A 15920-nucleotide genomic window follows, 5' to 3' on the forward strand; every position below is an offset into this window, starting at 1 on the left:
TGTTCCACGGCACCTTCCAGTGCTTTGGTCACAGTGGTCACAATGGCCAGTCAACAGGCGGCCCTCGCCACGAAGCCGTCCTCCCCTTCAGGCATCAGGTGCGCAGAAGGGCCCAGACTGTCGAGCCTGTCATATTTGCCCGTATACCTGCGGGGTAGACTCGGTTGGCACGCATGATGCGTGCACTACGCCAATACCGAGGACGATAGTCATGTTGAAGGGATTGAAACCTCTCACCGCTGCCGCCGTGTGCCTGCTCGGCCTGTCCGCCTTTGCCCAGAGCGCAGCTGCGGCACAATGGGTAGACAGCGGCCGCACCGCGTACGTAAAGACCAGTTTCTTCGGCAGTTTCGCCTACCACACCTGCGACTCCAGCGGTGCGCAGATCCAGGGGTATCCGGGTAGCTGCGGCAGCGATGCCGGCAGTGGCTGGACGTCCAACTACACGGCCTCCAGTGACCTTGCCAACAGTCAGCTCATGGCCTGCAGCCACAATCCGTTCCAGCTCGGCTCGGCCTGCTACGGCCTGGCGTATGCGATCAATGGCCAAGCGTACGCTGGCGGGCTGCCTGCCGCCTGCAATCTTGGCGCGCGCGCGGTGGTCACCGCGTCCAGCATGGAAACCGTCGAGATCCAATACGAAGAGCTCGACGTGGACACCATCGAATCGGCACGCGAGTACGTCTGCCGGTAAAGCGCCGACAGGTCGCCGCCGTCGAGTGCGGCGGCTTCCTGCATGGGACATCCGTCCCACGCACTGTTACCGCAGCCCAGTTCGCGCAAGCACGTCCGCTGCAAGCGTCTGCTCATCACCCTCCAATCCAGGCAGTGACCGCGGCGGGTTGACGGGACCACACAGGCATCCTCATGCCCGCACAGTTGCAGCCGGTTCAACCTCGGCATTACCCGCGTATCGCTGGCTGGCTCGATTCGGTTGCAGCGACGCAACGCTGGGCTGGCCCGGGCGTTGCGTTTCCTCTGCTGCCTGAGGCATTCGCACGGGCTCTTGAACTGGCCGAGCGCCCGGGTTGGGTGCTGTTGGACGGGGAGGGTGCGTGCATGGGGTTCGGCCAGTACTGGTTGACCGCGCCCGGCACTGCCCACCTGGGCCGCATCATTGTCTCGCCGCAGGCGCGTGGGCGCGGCCTGGGACGGGTGCTGATGCAGTTGTTGTGTGCCGAGGCCCTGCGGTCGCCGGATGTGCAGCGCCTGAGCCTGCGTGTCTATCGTGACAACGTCGCAGCGTTGGCGCTCTACCGCGATGTCGGCTTCCAGCCGGTGGAAGATGCTTCGACGCCGGAACTGTTGTTCATGCAGCGCAGCGACGGCTGAGCCGTGATCATGTGGGTAGTGGTACGGTCTGCTGCGCCTGCCATTCCCTGGCAGTGATGCGGCTGATGTGCTCGGTGCGGTAGTCGGCGAGGAAGCGGTTGAACTGGTTGACCTCGGTGTGGTGATGGCGGAAACCGCATTTGGCCTGCGCGCTCATCGATTGCAGGTTGTCGTCGAAGTAGCCGCACCACAACGCATCCAGCTGCAGATCCAGGAAGGCATGCCGCATCACCTCACGTACAGCTTCGGGTACCAGGCCACGACCCCAGTACGGTACGCCGATCCAGTAGGCGATCTCTCCCTCGCGCTCGCCCAAGCTGAAGTTGCTGTCTGCACCGATCAGGATGCCGACGCAACCGATGGCACGCGCGTTCTCGCGGCTCTGCAGGGCGTAGACCTCCGGTCGGTTGAACACGGTGCGGATGATGTCGGCACTCTCCTCTACGCTGGCATGCGGTGGCCAACCGGCGGCGGGCCCCACGCGCGGGTCGCGGGCGTACTCGTACAGATCGGCGGCGTCACTGTCGCGCCAAGGGCGCAGGATCAAGCGTTGGGTGGCCAGTTGCATGGCGGGTCCGTCGGTGGAAAGAGAGTGCACAGGCTAGGTTTCGACGGGCGGGGAGCACAGGGCGGGACCTTGATGGTTTCGGTACTTTTCACAACTTCTTCGTTCGGGCGGATATGCTCTGCCGCGATATCCCAGTGGATCGGCCCATGGATCGCATTCCCCAGCTTCTGGAACAGGACGAATCCATGCGTCTGGAAGTCAGTACGCTGGCTGAAGGCTTGGGTGTTCCGCTGTCGTTCGGGCACGCCTATCTGACGGTGCTGGTGTGCGTGTCCGGGCGTGCGCGGTTCGCACTGAACTTCCGCGAAGTGGCGGTGCAGCGGCACGACGTACTGGTGCTGGCGGAGGATACGCTGGCGCTGCTGCGGCAGCGTTCGCGCGGCTTCCTTGCGGTGGCCTGCCTGGTGCCGAAAGCGCTGGCATCGGAGGTGGCCTATGTGCTGCCCAACGCACTGTTCAAGTTCCTGCACGAGCACCCCCATTGTGTGCCGTCACCGCTGGAGGTTCCGCTGCTGCAGGGTTGGCTGCAGCAATTGATGGATGCCCAGCACAACGGTGGCCGACATCGGCACGTGATGCTGCGCAACCTGCTGCAGACCTTTTTCCTGAAGTTCGCCACACTGCTCCCGGCATACTACGAGGCGGCGCCGCAGGTCGGCCGGCGCGAGCGCCTGGCCTGGAGCTTCTGGGAGCTGGTCGGCCAGCGCAGCACGCGCCAACGCGACGTGCAGTCCTACGCCGAGGCGCTGTGCATTACCCCGTTCTATCTCTCGCAGGTGACCCGGGAATGCTTCGGCGAAACGCCGAAGGCGTTGATCGACCGCCAGGTGGTGCTGGAGATCAAGGCGCTGCTGAGCTACAGCGAACTGCCGATCGGACGCATCGCCGAACGCCTGTGTTTCGAGGACGCGTCCTACCTGTGCCGCTATTTCCGGCGGCACACCGGCCAATCGCTGACCGGCTACCGCCGGGCGGGGCAGGGCGGTATCAGTGCGATACGAACAAGGGCGCCGGTACTTCGGCGAGCAGATCCTCGGTGACCCCGCCGAGCACGCGCTCGACCACGCGACTGCGGCTGTAGGGCCCCAGCACCAGCAGATCGGCTTCGGCATCAAGTACATGCTGGCGAATGGTGGCAGCTACGCCCCCTTGGCTGGAGCTGATCGCCTGGATCTCCACTTCAACGCCGTGCCGCGCCAGATGCTGGGCCATTTCAGCGCCGGGTGCCGCTTCAGCCTTGGGCGTGTCGACCATCAGCAGGTGCACGGCCTGCGCCCGGGCCAGCAGAGGCAGGGCATCTGCCACCGCACGACGGGCCTGCTTGCTGGCATTCCAGGCCACCACGATACGCCGGCCGACCTGCTCGCCCTTCCAGTGCGGCGGCACCAGCAGCATCGGTACCCCGGTCTGGCGAAGCGTGCCCAGTGGATGCCAGCCGGAGGGCGCGCCTGGTGTGTGCGGATAGCCGGCGATGATCAGGTCGCAGTACAGCGACTGCAGCGCCAGGTCGGCGCCACCCAGGTAGTCCGAGACGATGCGCAGTTCGGTGCTGATCTGCAGCGGCTCGGACACGGCACGCAGGTTCTGCATCAGCTGTGCGGTGCAGGCGGCATCCGCGCGGGCCTCGTGGTCCAGCGCGGCGGCGATGCCGGCACCGCGCGCGAAGCCGTTGGCGATGTCGGTGGGATGCAGGGCCGTGGAGACTGCGACCAGATGCGCCTGCTGGGCCTGCGCCAGGTCGGCGGCGATGTTGAGAACGCGGTGCCCGGCGTCGCTGGCGTCGAACAGCACGGCGATATCGCGTAGTGGGTGCAGCATGGCGTTGTCTCCCTCGATGCCTGTGACGCGTTCCCTGCCGTGCACGGACCCGGGTGCACCGGACGCACCGCTGTTGTAGCGCATTCGTGATTCGTGTGAATCATATTTGATTCAGTTTATTAATTGATGATTCATGCTAGCGTGAGGGCCAGCCCACACCCCCTCGCTTTTCATGCGACCTGCCGCAGCACGTACACGACGCGACCTGCCCCATGCGCTGGCGGCCACCCTGGTCAGCCATCCACGCTGCACCCTCAGCGAACTCGCGCGCGGGGCGGGCGTCAGCCGCGCGACCCTGTACCGGTTTGCGCCTACCCGGGAGGCGATCGACGAGGCCCTGTTCGCGGCCGGTTTCGAGCGCGTGGAAGCGGCGGCGGCCTGGTTCGACCAGGGCGGTGATGCACGCCACGTGCTGGAGCAGGTCACCGCCACGCTGCTGGCGGACTGGGAGCTGGTGACGCTGCTGTTCGCACGGATGATGGAAGAACAGCAGCGCCTGGGCGACCTGCACCTGCTGCCGGAGCGCTGGGCGCCGATCGGCGAGCGCTTCGAGGCCTTCTTCCTGCGGGGTCAGGCGGCCGGAGAGTTCAACGTCGGTTTCACCGCGGTGTGGCTCGCGGACTTCTACTGGAGCTGTTTCTACGGCATCACCTGGTCACTGGCACGCGGTCGGCTGGCGCCGGCAGCGGCAGCCTCTACGCTGCTGGCGTCGTTCCAGCGGGGGGCGATGATGGGTTGACCGCAGGGGTTTCCTGCGGGAGCGCCGTGGCTTACGCCTGCCTGAGCAGCTGCACCAGCTGGCGCAGGCGATAGGGCTTGGGCAGGAACTCCACCTGCTCGGGCAGCGGCGGCAGCTGCGAGCGGGCATAGCCGGACGAGAGGATCATCCGTGCCTGCGGCTGTTCGCGTGCCACATGCTCGCTCAGCTCGATGCCGGACATGCCGTTGGGCATGCTGACGTCGCTGAACACCACGTCGAAACGTGCTTCGCCCTTGAGCAGTTCCGCCGCCTCGTGGCCATCGGCGGTCGTGGCCACATCGATGCCGAGGTCGCGCAGGGCCAGGCCGATCATTTCACGCAGATCGGTCTGGTCTTCCACCATCAGTACACGGATCGGATCATCGGTCATCGGCAGGTTCCTCCATTGCGGGTAGCAGCAGGCTGACCGTGGTGCCGACACCGGGCGTGGTGGACACGTCGACGAAGCCGCCGCTCTGGGTAGTGAATCCGAACACCTGGCTCAGGCCCAGGCCGCTGCCTTTGCCGATGTCCTTGGTGGTGAAGAAGGGCTCGGTGGCCCGTTCGGCGATGTCGGCCGCCATCCCGTGGCCTTCATCGCAGACGCTGAGGGTGACATAGCCACGTTGCAGCGTGGAGTCCGCGTCCGGGTCGAGGCGATGCTCCAGCGCGGTGCCGATCAGGATGCGGCCGCCTTCAAGGGTAGCATCGGCGGCATTGGCGACCAGATTGGCCAGCGCCGTCTGCAGCTGCAGCGCATCGGTGTTGACCGCAGGCAGGCCGGGTGCCAGCTGGGCATCCAGCATCACCGTGGACGGGCAGGCGCGTTGCAGGTCCGGCAGCCACTGCTGTATCAGCACATTGATATCCAGTGGTTCGCGGATCAGGGTCTGGCCAGTGCTGAACGCCAGCAGCTGGCGGGTCAGCAGCGCACCACGATCGGTCGCGCTCTGCGCGGCATCGAGCAGCTCGGCGGCGCGCGCATCGTCACCGCCAACGCGCAGGGACAGCAGGTCCAGTGCGTTGCCGATGGTGGTCAGCAGGTTGTTGAACTCGTGCGACAGGCCGCGGCTGAGTCGGCCGACGGTCTCGAACTGTTGGGTATTGCGCAGCGCTCGTTGGGCATCACGCAGCAGGCGCTGTGCCTGCCACTGCTCGGTGATGTCGCGGGTGATCTTGACGAAGCCGAGCAGCTCACCCGCTTCAACCACCGGCTCGATGACAACACTGGCACGGAACGACGAGCCATCGCGGCGTACCCGCCAGCCCTCATTGGCAACGTGGCCATGCTGCGCTGCATGACGGAGCAGGCGTTGCGGTTCTCCTGCCTCGCGGTCGGCGGCCAGGTAGAAGCGACCAAAGTGGGTGCCCACCACTTCATCGGCTGAATAGCCCTTGATGCGCTCCGCACCCGGGTTCCAGCTGCAGACGATGCCATCCGGATCAAGCAGGTACAGCGCATGGTCGCGCACGCTGTCGATCAGCAGTCGCAGTTGGCGGGAAGGGTCCGTCAGCACGGACGTCGTAGAGGCGGCAGCGTCCACGTAAAAATAAGTGTTACCCCTGTGAGGGACGTGAAGCTAGGCATTCAAGTGTGAAGGAGGCGTGGAGGCGGGACACGTGCCATTTGTCCTGTGCGGCTGAATACGACACGGAGTACCATCACCCACCCTTTTTGTTCTGGAACCGACCTGCATGCGTCCTGGTGCGACTACGCGTGACCGCTGGATCTGGATGACGTCCGCCGTGCTGCTGGCTGCGACCATCGCATTGGAGCTGGTGGTACCGCTCGGTTATGCGGTATGGCTGGCGTATTTCCTGGCCGTGGGCGTCACGGTGTTCCAGCGCAGTGCGCGCGCGCCGTTCATCGTGGCTGTGCTCGCCTGCGTCCTGCTGGTCATCGGTTTCAACATCGCCCCGGCCAGCTCGAACTCGGCGTTCTCGCTGGTCAACCGAAGCATCGGTGGTTGTGCGTTCCTGATGATCGCGCTGATCGTCTCCCGCGCGATCCAGGCACGCCGGGACGCAATGCGGGCGTTGTGGCTGCAGGAGGCCGAGAACGCGGTAGCGATGAGCCTGCGCGGCGACCTCGGCCCGGAGCAGATTGCCGAGGCGGCAGCCACCAGCCTGGGCGCGCAACTGGAGGCCGACGTCGGCGCCGTGTACCGGCTGGAAGGCGGACGACTGCAGCTGACCGGCGGCCTGGCGTTGCCGTCCGGCATGCCGGCGTCGCTGGCATTGCAGGAGGGCGTGGCCGGGCAGGTGGCGCGGGATGAGTGCATCCGTCACCTGGAGGGCAGCGACGACGCCGTACTTGAACTGCAGACCAGCCTGGGGCGGTTGCCGGTGCGCGAGCGCATCCTGGCGCCGATCAGCAGTGACGGCACCGTGGTAGGCATCGTCGAGCTGGGACGCGCCCGGGCGGGTGCGCAGCGCGACCTGGATCGCGAGCTGCTGGAGCGCTGCGCCGAGACCATCGGCATGGCGCTGCGTGCATCGCTGCTGCGCGCACAACTGGTGGTGCTGCTGGAGGAATCGCAGCGCCAGGGCGAGGAGCTGCAGGCCCAGCAGGAAGAGCTGCGCGTGGCCAATGAGGAACTGGAAGAGCAGAGCCGCAGCCTGCTGCAGTCGCAGAGCCATCTGGAAGAACAGCAGGCCGAGCTGGAACAGAGCAACGTCCAGCTGGAAGAGCGGACCCACGAGCTGGAGGCGCAGAAGCAGGCACTGCTGGTCGCGCAGAGCCAGCTGGTGCGCAACAGCAACGAACTGGCCGCGACATCGCGCTACAAGTCCGAGTTCCTGGCCAACATGTCGCACGAACTGCGCACGCCGCTGAACAGCTCGCTGATCCTGGCCAAGCTGCTGGCCGACAACAAGGACGGCACGCTCACCGAAGAACAGGTGAAGTATGCGCGTGCGATCCTGTCGTCCAACAACGATCTGCTGGCGCTGATCAACGACATCCTGGACCTGTCGCGCATCGAGGCCGGCCACGTCGAGCTGGCTGATGAAGTGGTGGTGACCGACAGCGTGCTGCAGCGCCTGCGCGAGACTTTCGAGCCGATGGCGCGGCAGAAGGGCCTGGCCCTGCAGATCGAGGCCGATGCGCTGGCGCCGAGCCAGCTGGTGGTCGACAGCCAGCGCCTGCAGCAGATCCTGAAGAACCTGCTGGCCAATGCGGTGAAGTTCACCGAGCATGGAAAGGTCAGCCTGCACGTGCGCGCGGCCGGCCAGGGGCGCATCCGTTTCGAGGTCTGCGACAGCGGTATCGGCATTGCCCGCGAGCAGCTGCAGGTCATCTTCGAAGCCTTCCGCCAGGCCGATGGCAGCACCCGTCGCCGCTACGGTGGCACCGGCCTGGGGCTGTCGATCTCGCGCGATCTGGCCGAGCGCATGGGCGGCAGCATCCAGGTTGACAGCGAACCGGGCCGTGGCAGCTGCTTCATTCTGGAACTGCCGTTGCAGGGCGCGCCCGCGTCGAGCGCCGCGGACATCGCCGCAGCCCCCGTGGCCTCGCCGGTCGCGGCCGCTGTGCCGGTGATGCAGGTGCCAGCAAGGGCTCCGGTGGCGCCGACGACGACGGTGCCCAGCGTGGCCGACGACCGCGGTCGTCGCCAGCACCCGGGCCGCCTGATCCTGGCCGTCGAGGACGACGCTACGTTCGCCGAAGCGCTGGTGGCCCTGGCCCATGAACTGGATTTCGACTGCGTGGTGGCCGGGACGGCCGAAGAGGCGCTGGCCCTGGCCGGCGAACTGCGACCGAACGGCATCCTGCTCGATATCGGCCTGCCGGACGTGTCCGGCCTGAGCGTGCTGGAGCGCCTGAAGCGCAACCCCGATACCCGCCATATCCCTGTGCACGTGGTCTCGGCAACGGACCGCAGCCAGGTGGCGCGCGAGCTCGGCGCGATCGGGTTCGCGATCAAGCCGACCACGCGCGAGCGCCTGGTGAGCGCCATCGAGCAGCTGGAACAGACCAGCCAGCGCGACGTGCGGCGCCTGCTGATCGTCGAGGACGACAGCGAGCTGCGCCACAACCTGGAACTGCTGCTGGGCCGTGATCAGCTGCAGATCGTCGCCGTGGGAACGCTTGCTGGCGCGCTGGAGCAGCTCAGCACGGTCACCTTTGATTGCATGGTGATGGACCTGTCACTGCCTGACGGCAGCGGCTACGACCTGCTCGAACACATGGCCGGCAACGATGACGTCGGCTTCCCGCCGGTGATCGTCTATACCGGCCGCGCGCTCGGTCGCGAGGAAGAACAGCGCCTGCGCCGCTATTCCAAGAGCATCATCATCAAGGGCGCGCGTTCGCCCGAGCGCCTGCTGGATGAAGTCACCCTGTTCCTGCACAGCGTGGAAGCCAGCCTGCCCACCGACCAGCAGCGCCTGCTGCGCGAGGCGCGCCGTCGCGACACCGTGCTCGATGGACGCACCGTACTGCTGGCCGAGGACGACGTGCGCAACATCTTTGCGCTGTCCAGCGTGCTCGAGCCGCTGGGTGTGACGCTGGAGATCGCGCGCAATGGGCAGGAGGCAGTGGACCGCCTGGCCGAGCGCGAAGTCGACCTGGTGCTGATGGACATCATGATGCCGGAGAAGGATGGCCTGGCCGCGATGCGCGAGATCCGCGCGCAGCGTCACCTGCAGGACCTGCCGATCATCGCGCTGACTGCCAAGGCCATGCCGGACGACCGTGAGCGTTGCCTGCAGGCGGGCGCCAACGATTACATCGCCAAGCCCATCGACGTCGACAAGCTGGTCTCGCTGTGCCGGGTCTGGTGCTCGCGGCAATGAACGAACAGGCGCTGTTCGACCTCGAACTGAAGGTCCTGCTGGAGGCGCTGTACCAGCGCTACCACTACGATTTCCGCAGCTATGCGGTGTCGTCGCTGCGCCGACGCATGCGCCAGGCGATGCAGCGCTATGAGTGCGAGCGGCTGGTCGACCTGCAGTACCGGCTGCTGCACGAGCCGGACCTGTTCGCCCAGGCCATGCAGTTCTTCACCGTGCAGGTCTCGGAGATGTTCCGTGACCCTGCGTATTTCCGTGAGCTGCGCGAGCAGGTGGTGCCAGTGCTGCGTACCTATCCCTCGGTGAAGCTGTGGGTGGCCGGCTGCAGCACGGGCGAGGAAGTGTGGTCGCTGGCGATCCTGCTGCATGAAGAAGGCCTGCTCGAGCGCAGCATCGTCTATGCCACCGACATCAATCCGGCCGCGCTGGCCACCGCCGAGGCGGGCGCCTATGGCATCGACCGGATGGCCCAGTTCAGCCGCAACTACCTGGCCGCCGGTGGCACCGCGTCGCTGTCGGACTACTACGCCACCGCCTACGATGGTGCCGTGTTCGACCGCCAACTGCGCCGCAACGTGGTGTTCGCCGACCACAGCCTGGCCACCGATACCGTGTTCTCCGAAGTGCACCTGGTGTCGTGCCGCAACGTGCTGATCTATTTCAACCGCGACCTGCAGGACCGTGCCGTCGGCCTGTTCCGCGAAGCGCTGGTGCACCGGGGCTTCCTTGGCCTGGGCAGCAAGGAGTCGCTGCAGTTCGGGTGCCACCACGATGCCTTCGAGGTCTGTTCGCGAGAGCACCGCCTGTACCGGAAGGTGGCCTGATGACGCTGCCGGTGCGTCCGGCCGTGCTGGTGATCGGCGCGTCCGCCGGTGGGGTGGCGGCCCTGCAGGCGGTGCTCGGTGCACTGCCGGCGAAGCTGCCGGTACCGGTACTGGCCGTGCTGCACCTGCCGCGTGACCGTACCAGCCGCATCGCCGAGGTGCTGGCGCCGTACTGCGCGTTGCCGGTGCGCGAAGCCGAAGACAAGCAGCCGTTGCAGCCGGGCACGGTGACGTTCGCGCCGCCGGATTACCACCTGCTGGTGGAGGACGAGGGGGCGGTGGCGTTGTCGGTGGATGCACCGGTGCTGTTTTCCCGTCCGGCCATCGATCCGCTGTTCGACTCCGCTGCGGCGGTGTTCGGCGCGCAGGTATTGGCCCTGCTGCTGACCGGTGCCAGCAGTGATGGCAGCGAGGGCGTTGCCGCCGTGCGCCGTGCCGGTGGCCATGCCTGGCTGCAATGTCCCGAGGAAGCCGAGGCGTCGATGATGCCCGCTTCCGCCCTGCAGTACGCCGGCGCCGATGCCGTGCTGCCCCTTGAACTGATGTGTCGCCGCCTGAAGGAGTTGTTTGCATGAACCTGTTGCCACCGGAACCTGCGCAGTCGCAGACCCCGGTCAACCTGCTGATCGTCGATGACGTGCCGCAGAACCTGGTAGCCATGCAGGCCCTGCTGCAGCGCGAAGGGGTCAACCTGCTGCTGGCCGGCTCGGGCGCGCAGGCGTTGGAGCTGCTGCTCGAGCACGAGGTGGCATTGGCCCTGCTTGACGTGCACATGCCGGAGATCGATGGCTTCACCCTGGCCGAACTGATGCGCGGTTCGCATCGCAGCCGCGACGTGCCGATCATCTTCCTGACCGCCTCTCCGGATGATCCCCTGCGCGTGTTCAAGGGCTACGAAAGCGGTGCGGTCGATTTCCTGCACAAGCCGGTGGCGCCGCAGGTGATCCTGAGCAAGGTCAACGTCTTCATCGAACTGTACCAGCAGCGGCAGCTGCTGAAGGCGCGCAACGAGGCACTGGAGCGGGCGCTGAAGCTCAACGAGACGATGGCTGCCGTTTTGACCCACGACCTGCGCACGCCGTTGTCGGCGATCCTGCTGTGCACCGACAAGCTGGCGCTGGAGCTTCCGGAAGACAACGCAGGCGCGCAGCAGACCCTGCAGTACCTGGAAGCCAGCACCCTGCGGATGGCGCGGATGGTCGAGCAGCTGCTGGATTTCTCGCGGATCCGCAGCGGTGGCCTGAGGCTGGAGGCAAGTGCCTGCGATCTGGCCGACGTGACGCGCGCGGTAGTCGCCGAGGCGGGCAGCGCGCATGGGGCGGACCGGATCCACCTGGACCTGCAGGGAGACACGCGGCTGCAGGGCGATCTGGATCGCCTTGGCCAGGTCGCCGCCAACCTGGTCGGCAATGCGCTGACCCATGGCAGCGAGGCGAGGGTGCAGGTGGATGGGCGCGACCCGCGCGGCGTATTGCTGCGGGTCAGCAACGCCGGCCGGATCGATGACGCGCTGTTGCCGCGACTGTTCGAACCGTTCAAGGCCAGCTTCCACCAGAGCAAGGGCCTGGGCCTGGGCCTGTACATCGTCGATCAGTTCGTCCGCGCGCACGGCGGGCGCATTGCGGCCCGCAACGAAGCGGGCCAGGTGGTGTTCGAGGCAATGCTGCCACGACGCTGCGACGGCACGGTCTTGGCGGCAACCTAAGCGCTTCAGCCAGCATCCCGGCGGACTGAGACGGACTGGTCCGCAACTGCCAGCGTGGGCGCCTATTCTCGCCAGCTTTCCTGCAGTGACTGGTCCGGATTCTCCCGGCGCCTGCAGGGCGATCGTTCGGCACCGACGCCAGTGGACCTGCTCGATCAGGTGGTGCAGCCGGCGCTGCACGCAGGCTGATGGTCTGCGCCGGATTCAGCGCGAAGCGGCACCGCAGTACGCCGCATGCAGCGCCTGCAGCACGCCCAGTGCGGGCCCTTCAAGAACCCGGTAGTGGATCGCCTGCGCTTCGCGCCGGGTCGCCACGATATCCAGTCCGCGCAGCACCGCCAGATGCTGTGACAACGCCGATGCGCTCAGGCCGGTCAGTGCCTGCAGTTCCGGTACCGGCGCTTCACCTTCCACCAGGCGGCACAGCACCCGCAGCCGGGCCGGGTGGGCCAGGCTTTTGAGCAGCGTGGCTGCCTGCGACGCGTGTTCGGCCATCGCGGCGCTGTCGAGCTGGGTCCGGGCCATGGTTGACCATTTTGTTTAGAATGATCTAATTTAGAATAATCTAAACAAATGGGCAATCCCATGTGCGGCAGCGAAGAGGGCAGGGCATGAACCTGCCATGGAGTGCGGCGGCAGGTGGTGCGTTGATCGGCGCCGCCGCGGTGCTGTTGCTCGCCACCATCGGACGCGTGGCGGGCATCAGCGGCATCACCGCAGGCAGCCTGCGCGCAGGCAAGGGCGAGCGTGCCTGGCGCTGGGCCTTCCTGGCCGGCCTGACCGCATCGGCGGGGCTGGTGCTGTGGTGGCAATCGGTGCCCGAGGCATCGCCGCGTGCGCTGCTGCGTGATGCGCTGCCGGCATGGCAGTTGATGGGAGCCGGCCTGCTGGTCGGCTTCGGTACGCGGCTGGGCAACGGCTGCACCAGCGGTCACGGTGTGTGCGGCATGGCCCGCGCTTCGAAGCGATCGCTGGCGGCCGTGCTGGTGTTCATGGTCTGCGCGATGCTGACCACCTTCCTGGTCCGTCATGGCGGAGGCCCGACATGAGCCGCGCAGTCTGGGCCGCCGGCGCGGCGGGCGCGTTGTTTGGCATGGGGTTGGCACTTTCGGGAATGACCGACGCGCGTCGTGTCCTCGGCTTCCTCGACATCACCGGTGACTTCGATCCCACGCTGCTGTGGGTGCTGGGCTCGGCGCTGCTGGTCAGCGCGATCGGGCAGCGGTGGGTGTTGCGGCGACAGCAGCCGCTGTACGCAGACCGCTTCCGGCTGCCTGTTACCCGGCGTGTGGATGCTCGCCTGCTGCTGGGTGCCGCGCTGTTCGGGATCGGCTGGGGCTGGGCGGGCTATTGCCCAGGCCCGGCCATCGCCGGGGTGGCCGTGGCGTCGCGCGAAGCCCTGTGGTTCGTGCCTTCGATGCTTGCAGGATTCTGGCTGCACGACCGCTTCGTCCGTTGAGGCTTTCACCCCTGTCTCACCCTGCCTGGGGTCCTATCTTCGGATCACGGGGAAAAGGAGTGCAACGACATGGCACGGATGAAGTGGATGGGAAGGGGAATGCTGGCGGTCGCGCTGGCCGCAGCCGTGGCACCGGCACTGGCCTGCACGCGCGCGGTGTACCTGGGTGACAACGGCGATGTGATCACCGCGCGCTCGATGGACTGGAAGGTCGATGTGGCGACCAACCTCTACATACTGCCGCGCGGCATTGCGCGCACCGGCCAGGCCGGCCCGAAGTCGCTGGCGTGGACCGCGCGCTACGGCTCGGTGGTGGCCACCGGCTACGACGTGTCGACCACCGATGGCATGAACGAAAAGGGCCTGGTGGCCAACCTGCTGTGGCTGGTCGAATCGGAGTATCCGCAGCAGCGTGGCAACAAGCCGGGTCTGGCGATTTCGCTGTGGGCGCAGTATGTGCTGGACAACTTCGCTACCGTGGAAGAGGCGGTCGCCGCGTTGAAGCGCGAGCCGTACTCGATCGTCACCGACAAGGTGCCCGGTGAAGATCGGCAGGCGACGCTGCACCTGTCGCTGTCCGATGCCAGCGGCGACAGTGCCATCGTCGAGTACATCGGCGGGCGCCAGGTGATCCACCATGACCGGCGCTACCAGGTAATGACCAATTCGCCGATCTTCGAGCAGCAGCTGGCGCTCAACAGCTACTGGCAGCAGATCGGCGGCACGGTGATGCTGCCGGGCACCAACCGCTCTGCTGACCGTTTCGCGCGCGCCTCGTTCTACATCAACGCCATTCCCAAGGCCGAGGATCCGGTGGAGGCCCTGGCCAGTGTGTTCAGCGTGATCCGCAACGCGTCGGTGCCGTATGGCATCACCACGCCGGGTGAGCCGAACATCTCATCCACGCGCTGGCGCACCGTGGCCGACCACAAGCGGCGGCTGTACTTCTTCGAATCGGCATTGACCCCGAACACCTTCTGGGTCGATCTGAACAAGGTCGATTTCGCCGGCAAGGTGCTCAAGCTCGACCTCGGCAAGGACCAGCGCAATACCTTCGCCGGTGATGCACTGGGCCAGTTCGTGCCCAGCGCACCGTTCGCCTTCCTCGGCGTCGACGGTTAGTTCGACGCCTGGCTGGAGGCCGGGTAGACCGCCTGGATCGTGCAGCTGCCGCGCGTGTACTGCGGCAGCGGGGCGATGCTTTCACCGCGCAGATCGTTTGTCTCGAATTCGGCAGTCATGATCCGATCGCCGGGATTGCCACAGATCAGGCCGTTCTGCAGGCCCGAGTGGAAGCTCAGCTGCGGCGCGCGGTCGAGCTGGCGGCAGTGGCTGCCGAGTTCGACCCGGTAGTAGCGATGGCCGCCATTGCGGCGCGGATTGGTCTCCACCAGCATGCCCTGCGGGTCGGATGACCAGGCACGCACGTTGCGCGTGGCAAAGCAGTAGGACGGTGAGCCGCCGAAGCTGCGACGCACCTCCTTGCGTTCGCGGATGGTTACGGCAGGCAGGGTAGCGGTGCGCAGGCGGTCGCTGTCGCGGGCGACGCTGGCATAATCGCGATTCTGCAGCGGGGTGACCGCGCTGATGGTGCATCGGCGGCCGTCGACCACGACGCGTTCGCTGGGGCGGCCGCAGGCCCAGCCGGCGGGGGCTTCCAGTTTCAGCGAAGTGGCACCGCGGACGCCGGGACAATCTTCGTTGAAGTCGATCCGATAGGCCTGGCCGGAGGTGGCGCGCAGTGCGATCGAGCGCGGTGATGCCTGCTCCACTTCCTGTACGCCGACGGCGTCCATGCAGTGCGGAGCCGGGGGCGTACGCTCCTGAGCGGAGACCGAAGCGGCGAGCGCCAGGCCGAGGCCGGTGGCGAGCGCCAGGGACACCTGCTGATGGGTCATGTCCTGCACTCCCTGCGTTGGATGACGGTTCGACTATAGCAACGGTTTGCACGGCCGTTGTTACACGCGCACACTGCCCGGATGGGCGCCATCTTCCATCTGCGGCACTACGGCCAGGCCACCGGCCTGGACCGCCATGACTACGCGCAGTGGGTGCTGCCAGTGCAGGGTGAACTGCAGTTCGAAATGGAAGGTCGCGGAGGTCGGCTGGACGTGCTGCAGGGGGCATTCGTGGCCGCCGGTGAGGCGCATGACCAGATGGCTGATGGTCCCAATGGTTTCGTGATCGTTGACTGTCCTCCGGGCGTACTTGATGACGGCACGCAGGAGCATCTGTGCCGGCAGCGCTGGCTGCATCTGCCGCTGGCATTGCGCCGACGCCTGGCTGAGGTGCAGGCAGGGCAGTCAATGCCGGCGCTGCTGCCGCAGTTGCTGCAGGTATTTGCACCTGCTGGCAGTGGCGCGCGCATGCAGGGTCTGTGTGCGGCGGTCCAGGCCGACCCCGGGCAGGCGTGGCCGGTGGCGCGCATGGCGGGGTTCGTCGGGGTCAGCGAGAGCCGTTTGCATGCGCTGTTCCGGCAGGAGTTCGGGCTCAGCCCGCAGGCCTGGCTCAGTGCAAGCCGGTTGCGTTGGGCCAAGCACCAGCTGCGCACCAGCGTGGCGCCGATCAGCGATATCGCGCTGGCCGCGGGCTATTCCGAGCAGAGCGCACTGACCCGTGCGCTGCGCCGCGAGTGCGGCCAGACTCCCGCAGCGTGGCGCCGGGGCGCCGGACTGTAGGGT

At 66.6% G+C, this 15920-nt stretch carries 19 protein-coding genes; 13 read left to right on the forward strand and 6 right to left on the reverse strand.

Translation table 11 applies throughout. The features are described from left to right. Positions 1-211 precede the first annotated feature (211 nt). Together Q9Q79_RS09130 and Q9Q79_RS09135 are read left to right on the forward strand one after the other, a co-directional pair. Positions 212-694: a hypothetical protein gene (locus Q9Q79_RS09130; protein WP_099485193.1), complete on the forward strand. Its 483-nt coding sequence runs from the start codon at positions 212-214 to the stop codon at positions 692-694. A gap of 173 nt (positions 695-867) precedes the next feature. Then, the gene (locus tag Q9Q79_RS09135) at positions 868-1332 is read left to right on the forward strand and encodes a GNAT family N-acetyltransferase (RefSeq protein ID WP_012480009.1); all 465 of its coding nucleotides are present in this window, start codon (positions 868-870) and stop codon (positions 1330-1332) included. 7 nt (positions 1333-1339) lie between these two features. On the opposite strand, the gene Q9Q79_RS09140 is transcribed toward Q9Q79_RS09135, so the two are convergent. Beyond that, a complete protein-coding gene (locus Q9Q79_RS09140; protein ID WP_024956894.1) occupies positions 1340-1900 on the reverse strand; it encodes a GNAT family N-acetyltransferase in 561 nt (186 codons plus the stop codon). A gap of 146 nt (positions 1901-2046) precedes the next feature. Here Q9Q79_RS09140 and Q9Q79_RS09145 point away from each other — a divergent pair, with 146 nt between their 5' ends. Then, complete coding sequence (locus Q9Q79_RS09145; protein ID WP_005409402.1) at positions 2047-2940, forward strand: helix-turn-helix domain-containing protein; 894 nt, start codon at positions 2047-2049, stop codon at positions 2938-2940. Here Q9Q79_RS09145 and Q9Q79_RS09150 read toward each other — a convergent pair. Next, a complete protein-coding gene (locus tag Q9Q79_RS09150) occupies positions 2888-3718 on the reverse strand; it encodes a universal stress protein (RefSeq protein ID WP_012480012.1) in 831 nt (276 codons plus the stop codon). The two genes, Q9Q79_RS09145 and Q9Q79_RS09150, sit on opposite strands and share 53 nt — an antisense overlap. A 172-nt stretch (positions 3719-3890) precedes the next feature. On the opposite strand from Q9Q79_RS09150, the gene Q9Q79_RS09155 reads away from it, so the two are divergent. Next, entirely contained in the window at positions 3891-4457 is a 567-nt protein-coding gene (locus Q9Q79_RS09155; RefSeq protein WP_201862118.1) for a TetR family transcriptional regulator, read from the forward strand. A gap of 31 nt (positions 4458-4488) precedes the next feature. On the opposite strand, the gene Q9Q79_RS09160 is transcribed toward Q9Q79_RS09155, so the two are convergent. Then, the gene (locus Q9Q79_RS09160; protein ID WP_005409405.1) at positions 4489-4848 is read right to left on the reverse strand and encodes a response regulator; all 360 of its coding nucleotides are present in this window, start codon (positions 4846-4848) and stop codon (positions 4489-4491) included. Next, positions 4838-5974 carry a PAS domain-containing sensor histidine kinase gene (locus Q9Q79_RS09165; RefSeq protein ID WP_201862120.1) on the reverse strand — a complete coding sequence of 379 codons (1137 nt, stop codon included), beginning with the start codon at positions 5972-5974 and terminating at the stop codon, positions 4838-4840. The genes Q9Q79_RS09160 and Q9Q79_RS09165 overlap by 11 nt, the downstream gene beginning before the upstream one ends. Positions 5975-6152: 178 nt before the next feature. Here Q9Q79_RS09165 and Q9Q79_RS09170 point away from each other — a divergent pair, with 178 nt between their 5' ends. Genes Q9Q79_RS09170 through Q9Q79_RS09190 form a run of 5 tightly spaced genes read left to right on the forward strand, consistent with a single transcriptional unit; the run spans position 6153 to position 11969 of the window. Continuing rightward, positions 6153-9254 carry a response regulator gene (locus Q9Q79_RS09170; RefSeq protein WP_201862122.1) on the forward strand — a complete coding sequence of 1034 codons (3102 nt, stop codon included), beginning with the start codon at positions 6153-6155 and terminating at the stop codon, positions 9252-9254. Beyond that, complete coding sequence (locus Q9Q79_RS09175; RefSeq protein WP_005409408.1) at positions 9251-10075, forward strand: CheR family methyltransferase; 825 nt, start codon at positions 9251-9253, stop codon at positions 10073-10075. The genes Q9Q79_RS09170 and Q9Q79_RS09175 overlap by 4 nt, the downstream gene beginning before the upstream one ends. After that, the gene (locus Q9Q79_RS09180; RefSeq protein ID WP_005409409.1) at positions 10075-10650 is read left to right on the forward strand and encodes a chemotaxis protein CheB; all 576 of its coding nucleotides are present in this window, start codon (positions 10075-10077) and stop codon (positions 10648-10650) included. The genes Q9Q79_RS09175 and Q9Q79_RS09180 overlap by 1 nt, the downstream gene beginning before the upstream one ends. Beyond that, positions 10647-11780 carry a hybrid sensor histidine kinase/response regulator gene (locus Q9Q79_RS09185; protein ID WP_012480017.1) on the forward strand — a complete coding sequence of 378 codons (1134 nt, stop codon included), beginning with the start codon at positions 10647-10649 and terminating at the stop codon, positions 11778-11780. The genes Q9Q79_RS09180 and Q9Q79_RS09185 overlap by 4 nt, the downstream gene beginning before the upstream one ends. 54 nt (positions 11781-11834) lie before the next feature. After that, positions 11835-11969, forward strand: coding sequence for a hypothetical protein (locus Q9Q79_RS09190; protein WP_005413152.1), 135 nt, complete (start codon positions 11835-11837; stop codon positions 11967-11969). A 15-nt stretch (positions 11970-11984) separates the two neighbouring features. Here the strand turns inward: Q9Q79_RS09190 and Q9Q79_RS09195 are convergent, their stop codons facing one another. Beyond that, on the reverse strand, positions 11985-12305 hold the full coding sequence (locus Q9Q79_RS09195; RefSeq protein WP_012480019.1) for a metalloregulator ArsR/SmtB family transcription factor: 321 nt from the start codon (positions 12303-12305) through the stop codon (positions 11985-11987). An 86-nt stretch (positions 12306-12391) separates the two neighbouring features. Between Q9Q79_RS09195 and Q9Q79_RS09200 the strand changes: the two genes are divergently transcribed. The 3 genes from Q9Q79_RS09200 (at position 12392) to Q9Q79_RS09210 (ending at position 14361) form a co-directional block, all read left to right on the forward strand. After that, on the forward strand, positions 12392-12829 hold the full coding sequence (locus tag Q9Q79_RS09200; protein WP_005413154.1) for a hypothetical protein: 438 nt from the start codon (positions 12392-12394) through the stop codon (positions 12827-12829). Next, positions 12826-13239 (forward strand): DUF6691 family protein, encoded by a 414-nt coding sequence (locus tag Q9Q79_RS09205; RefSeq protein ID WP_005409414.1) that lies wholly within the window; start codon positions 12826-12828, stop codon positions 13237-13239. Before Q9Q79_RS09200 ends, Q9Q79_RS09205 begins: the two co-directional genes overlap by 4 nt. 69 nt (positions 13240-13308) lie before the next feature. Then, the gene (locus Q9Q79_RS09210) at positions 13309-14361 is read left to right on the forward strand and encodes a linear amide C-N hydrolase (RefSeq protein ID WP_012480021.1); all 1053 of its coding nucleotides are present in this window, start codon (positions 13309-13311) and stop codon (positions 14359-14361) included. On the opposite strand, the gene Q9Q79_RS09215 is transcribed toward Q9Q79_RS09210, so the two are convergent. Next, complete coding sequence (locus Q9Q79_RS09215; RefSeq protein WP_201862123.1) at positions 14358-15137, reverse strand: DUF6491 family protein; 780 nt, start codon at positions 15135-15137, stop codon at positions 14358-14360. The two genes, Q9Q79_RS09210 and Q9Q79_RS09215, sit on opposite strands and share 4 nt — an antisense overlap. A gap of 81 nt (positions 15138-15218) precedes the next feature. On the opposite strand from Q9Q79_RS09215, the gene Q9Q79_RS09220 reads away from it, so the two are divergent. Then, positions 15219-15917, forward strand: coding sequence for an AraC family transcriptional regulator (locus Q9Q79_RS09220; RefSeq protein ID WP_005409417.1), 699 nt, complete (start codon positions 15219-15221; stop codon positions 15915-15917). The last annotated feature ends 3 nt before the right edge of the window (positions 15918-15920 follow it).

It is taken from the genome of Stenotrophomonas sp. a6 (assembly GCF_030913325.1).
Taxonomy (GTDB): Bacteria; Pseudomonadota; Gammaproteobacteria; order Xanthomonadales; family Xanthomonadaceae; genus Stenotrophomonas; species Stenotrophomonas maltophilia.